Raw genomic sequence first — 5,594 nt, forward strand, 5'->3', positions numbered from 1 at the left:
ATTTCAACAGACTATCGAGGAGATCAAGCGCGAGTATCCATATATCGCTGTAATAATCTACGTAGGCTTTCCGCTTTGGTGCCGTAAACGAGCTGTATACCCTTGCCAACGATCACGACCCCCTTGGCGCCGAGCTGCTCTAATCTGAGTTTATCGACTAAATCCGGTTGCTTTACGCTGATCCTGAGCCGAGTCAGGCATGCATTGAGATCTAAGATATTATCTGCACCGCCCAGCGCGTTAATGATGCTTGTTAGGCTCGCCTTCGGCTGCTGCTCCGCTTCCATCCGCCCAGGGGTTTTAAGATTGAAGAGTAAGATAGAGCCCCGAAAGACTACATAATAAATCAATGCTGTGATCGGACCTAAAATCAGAAACCATTCACTATTTTTTGAGTTATTAAACAAGAGAGTAAAATCGACCAAGCCATGTGAAAATACCAGACTGTGATGAATATCCAATGAGATACAAACCGCATATGCCAGCCCTGTCATTAACGCATGCAGTAAAAATAGCAAGGGAGCGACAAACATAAAGGCAAACTCTATGGGCTCGGTCACCCCCGTTAACCAGCTGGCTGAAGCGGCTGAGATCATAATGCCTGCGACACGATTTCTCTGAGTCTTATCTGCACATCGCCAGATAGCAATAGCAGCGGCTGGCAGCCCCCACATTTTAATCAGATAGCCTCCGGCTAAATTACCGGCCAAAGGATCGCCAGCAAGGTACCTGGCAACCTCCCCCCTGATAACCTCTCCGTCTTTCACAAATTGTCCCATCTCCAAATAAAATGGTGCATTCCATATATGATGCAGACCCAATGGGATAAGTAACCGCTCCACGGTGCCATAGAGCGCAAACGCTTGTGCTGGCTTTTGGTATACAACCCAATCCGAAAATCGCTCTATTTGCAGCGATAAGCTAGGCCAGATATGGATGAGTAGATATGAGAGTGCGATACACAGAGGGATCATCAATAGCGGAGCGCTTCTCCTGCCTTCAAAGAAAGAAAATACCGCAGGAAAGCGCACATTTTCGCTCTGTTTAACGGCGAGACAAGTCACAGCCCCGACTAGCATGCCGCCAGCAATGCCTGTGTCTATGGTATCAATCCCCCATAGCATACGGGTCGATATACCATAGACCTCGGCTAGTGCAGCCAAGCTTGAAAGATAGACCCCAAAGCCAAAAACCGCGGTAAATGCGGCTATCCCTTGATCCTTACAAAACCCGATGGATACGGCGACGGCAAATAACATGGGCATCATGGTGAAGATGAGCTTCCCCACGGCAAGCATGACCAAGGAAATGGCGTCAGGAATAAATGGCAGAGGATTGGATGCCAAGCCTATCATCACCCCAGCAGCGGGCAAAATGGCAATCGGAATTAACAGCGCTTGACTCAACCTCTGCGCAAATTTAAACCAATGCTGACTAATATATCTTAGGCAACCATTTCCGTATCGTTTAATGCGTTCCAACTTTGCAGCCATGCCTTCGCTTCTACCTCAGGTTCCATTGTTTCACATGCATCGATTTTCAGCATGTCACCGATACGTTTAGCACCACATTCTGTGAGCAGTTCATCAAACTTGACCCCAGCGCCACAAAAGGTCTCATAGCTGGAATCGCCTAAGGCTATCACCCCGTATTTCAATTGGGGCATGTATGGCGCTGTAGATTTTAAATGTTCAAACCATGGCTGTATATCTTCAGGCACATCCCCTTGACCCGTGGTGGAACAAATCACCAATAACAGCTCATCTTGTGGTGGGACAAAGCCGTCCAATTGTTCATGCATCAAGAGCGACACCTGCCTCCCTTCTTCCTTAAGCACTCCAAACAGGGTCTCTGCGACAAACTGCGCATTGCCATAGACAGTCCCAAAAACCAAATTCACTTTTTTCATGTTTCAGTTAGCCCCGCGTTTAAATTAGTTTTATACTTCAAACATACTTTATTGATAGCTTCATGCCAACTTATTAGGCTGAATCTTCAAGGGCCTTAAGATGCACCACTCCAGTAGACGCAAGCACATAAAGCATGTTCACCGCTCTGCTCATATCAGGCGTATGCGTTATTTCACCTCTCAACATACGAGCAACTACATTCCTTTTGACCTTGTTGAACAAATTCAAGAACATGCTCAGCCCACGTCGGATGAGCTTGTGATCCCTGTTGATAAGGCAGGCTAAGCTATCAGGTATGAAGAGTCTGATGCCAAGGTCTCTTCGTCCCAGCCTAACCCCTTGAATAGGTCGAGCCATTGCCGTTCTAGCTCAGTTTCGATAACCATACGCTCTCCCGTCCTGGGATGATTAAAAGTGAGCTGCTTAGCAATAAGCCAAAGCCTGTTCACCGAAAAATGTTCCCTGAAAAACTTATTCTGCTTACCATCGCCATGGGTTGTATCACCAAGGATTGGGTGTCTAAGATGCGCCATATGCCGTCTCAGCTGATGTTTACGCCCCGTATGAGGAATTAACTTCACCAGCGCATAACGACTGGAAGCATAACGACCAGAAGAAAAAGGGATCTCAGTATTTAACAAAGGCTGATAACTGGTCATCGCATCTTGAGCCGGTTTATTGGCAGCGACCCCCTTATCACCCAAATCATCGAGCTCTACTTTCAATGGATAATCTAAGGTAGCCGCTTCATGCATATTGCCACGCACTATGGCGAGATAATGTTTTTCAATGCTCTTATCGGCAAATTGCTCACATAATGCATTGGCCATTTCACTGCTCTTAGCAAATAACAACACCCCAGAGGTTGGCCTGTCGAGCCGATGAACGGGAAAAACATGACAACCGACTTTATCTCGAGTCAATTGCATCGCAAAGAATCGTTCCCGACGAGCCAAATAGGATCGATGAACGAGTAAGCCCGCAGGTTTATGAATCGCAACGATGTCGTCATCTTCAAATAAAATTTCAATCTCAGGAGGCGCTGCTTCGATTGACTCTTCGCCAACAAGATGATCTTCTACTTGTTGCAACTGAGTCATATCACTCACTTGTTTGTCTTCTTTATCTTGGTTCACTGAGAAATTTATCCAAATCATCAAAAATCATAATGAGTGTGTGCCGCTCATTTACATCATTCCACACATGATGTGCCATAGGTGCGATGGCTATGTTATTAGGTAACACTTGCCTATTGGCAATCAAGGCGCGCATTTTAGGAATAAAAATAAACTGCACCCAGCTTTCGAAAGGCATGGCCTCACAGCTAAAAGGTGAGGTATCGGCCATGGCTTCTACCGAGGGCGCTTCCTGACTCCATAGAGAGCGGCGTTTCAATTCTTGTTCTAACTCTCGTAGCTTTTGAGTCGTTTTGATATACAACACATAGTCACCTTATTTTTAGCGTAAGCAGGCCTTAAGCCGAACCCTGTCTGCTTCTCTAATTTGATGCCAGCTTATTTAATCGGCTCGGTATAATACCATCTGAAGCCACTTCACCCTATACTAGACGCCATTACATCACGGTTCTCAGTATTACGGCAGAAAAATGACAGAAATCACCACCCTTAGCCAATTTTTATCGACAGCAAATACTCAGTTTCAAGTCTATGATATGGGCAGAAGAGTGCAGAGCATAGATATGATGGCGTTTCACCAATTCGAGAATCTGGCATCACCTTATCCCTATCCCATTCAGGGGCATGCCCAGTTTGCCATCGTATTTTGGGATGCGAGCCAGCAACATTATATCTGGTTTCTAAAATTAGCATTAGATGAACGCGGCCTGCTTTCACCCGCACCCAGAACCCAGTTCATCAAGATGATCATAGAGGCTTTAGGCCGAGATCCAACTAAAGAGTTAACTGAGGCGGAGCAGCAGAAGCTCGCGAATCACCCTTTCGCTTTTACACCGTCGGCAGAAAAGCTGGCACTGTTTAATGCTCTGGTGAGAAAGCAGCTCAATGGTAAGGCCTCTTCTCAATATGAGTATGCGTACCAATACCTCAGCGGACAAGTCTCAGCCGATAAATGGCAACAAGTCGGTCTACAAGGGATTGCCGATATCTGTGTGAGAGCCAAAGAACTCGATCACCTCCAGCAGCTAATCAATAGCTTTGACTACAGCTCAATTGAAGTTCAGATTGCCCTGTGCCAATGTTTAGAGCATCTTACGCTTGAAAAGAGCCTAGCCGACAGAGTATTTGAACAACTGCTCAGTACCGATAAGCAAAATAAGCTGTATTTTTTACGTGCTCTGGCATCGGATCAAGAATTAACCCAGCAAGCGGTTTCACATCTCCAAGAGCAAGGTATACTCGATGCAGAAGCCTTGATCACCATAGCAGGCAGAAATTGGACTGTGCTCAATCATGCTCAAAGCCGCACTATTTTCTTAGAAGCTCTGGCAGGCCAAGAACAACATTTTTTCAATCAAATTTTTGCCGATATTGTGGCAATACCAAGCTTGCGAACACAGATCCTCACTGAATTGCGTAATCCAAATCGAAGCCCACAATTAGCATCCGCAATTGGTGGATTATTTAAGGTCATAAAATCATGATGACAGATTTTTTACTTTTCGTTGCACTCGTCGTTGTTGCTGCATTTTTTTGGCAATTGAGACAGATGGCTGAAATTAGTCGACTATTTGCCCAGAGAGAATGCAACAAACAAAAGGTGCAACTGCTTGCCATTGCAATGGAGTCCGCTAGACCCAGTATAGGTGGCAGCAGTGGGCTCACATGGAAGGCAAAATACCTGCTTGAGTTTAGTACCGATGGTATGAATCAATATAAAGCTGAGATATGGATGCATGGGAAAAAAGTACACAAGGTTAAGTGGCCAATTTTCCCTGAACCTGAATGGCTCGATGCACCAGAATCTCGCGGCTCTGTAGGCGGTAGTTGTGGCTCTCGAGGCAGCTGTAATACAGGTAAGTGCAAGTAAGGCTGTAAGACTAGTAAAACTAATATAAAAAGAAAAAGCGCGCCTCCTAGAAGCCGCGCTTTTTTGTCTCTTTTGTTAAGCAATCCTGCTATTTATTGTGCTCCCTGCACCATCCATGCGTTCAATATGCTCCCTGCATCATCCCTGTAACGTCCTGTTATTTCCCTGTACAGTGAATATAAATACCCACTGTGACTGCTCCATTTACCCGGTAGTCCATTAACCGAGCCGACTCAATCCTTGAGCGTGTCCCTAAAATCCATCCCTGTATATCCGTACTTATATCCGTATACTGCTCCATTTACTCGATAGTCCATTAACCGAGCGGACTCAATCCTTGAGCGTGTCCCTAAAATCCATCCCTGTATATCCGTACTTATATCCGTATACTGCTCCATTTACTCGATAATCCATTAACCGAGCCGACTCAATCCTTGAGCGTGTCCCTAAGATCCATCCCTGTATATCCGTATTACCTATCCATTTACTCGATAATCCATTTACTCGATAATCCATTAATCGAGCTGACTCAATCCTTGAGCGGGTCCCTAAAAGCCTCCTTGTCGATTCCTTTCAGTACATTCCGTGTATACAATCTTCCTGATCACTTCATACATTTCCTTGTACGAGTTAAATTTTAGAGGATCTTGATACTAATAATGTTTAAATACTCATCAG

General features: G+C 45.3%; 6 protein-coding genes. 2 read left to right on the plus strand and 4 right to left on the minus strand.

What is annotated here, in order from left to right:
* Positions 1-23: 23 nt before the first annotated feature.
* From HRU42_RS20305 to HRU42_RS20320, 4 genes are all read right to left on the minus strand, one after another.
* Positions 24-1,493: a PTS transporter subunit EIIC gene (locus HRU42_RS20305; RefSeq protein WP_295033815.1), complete on the minus strand. Its 1,470-nt coding sequence runs from the start codon at positions 1,491-1,493 to the stop codon at positions 24-26.
* Positions 1,445-1,909, minus strand: coding sequence for a flavodoxin (locus HRU42_RS20310; protein ID WP_295033817.1), 465 nt, complete (start codon positions 1,907-1,909; stop codon positions 1,445-1,447). Before HRU42_RS20310 ends, HRU42_RS20305 begins: the two co-directional genes overlap by 49 nt.
* 282 nt (positions 1,910-2,191) lie before the next feature.
* Entirely contained in the window at positions 2,192-3,010 is an 819-nt protein-coding gene (gene truC / locus HRU42_RS20315) for a tRNA pseudouridine(65) synthase TruC (RefSeq protein ID WP_295033825.1), read from the minus strand.
* Positions 3,011-3,032: 22 nt separating this feature from the next.
* A complete protein-coding gene (locus HRU42_RS20320; RefSeq protein ID WP_295033819.1) occupies positions 3,033-3,353 on the minus strand; it encodes a YqcC family protein in 321 nt (106 codons plus the stop codon).
* A gap of 163 nt (positions 3,354-3,516) precedes the next feature.
* Here HRU42_RS20320 and HRU42_RS20325 point away from each other — a divergent pair, with 163 nt between their 5' ends.
* Positions 3,517-4,530 carry a DUF3549 family protein gene (locus HRU42_RS20325; protein WP_295033821.1) on the plus strand — a complete coding sequence of 338 codons (1,014 nt, stop codon included), beginning with the start codon at positions 3,517-3,519 and terminating at the stop codon, positions 4,528-4,530.
* Positions 4,527-4,916, plus strand: coding sequence for a DUF3301 domain-containing protein (locus tag HRU42_RS20330; protein WP_295033823.1), 390 nt, complete (start codon positions 4,527-4,529; stop codon positions 4,914-4,916). Before HRU42_RS20325 ends, HRU42_RS20330 begins: the two co-directional genes overlap by 4 nt.
* Positions 4,917-5,594: the final 678 nt, after the last annotated feature.

Origin of the sequence: Shewanella sp. (assembly GCF_013214165.1) — a bacterium.
GTDB lineage: Bacteria > Pseudomonadota > Gammaproteobacteria > Enterobacterales > Shewanellaceae > Shewanella.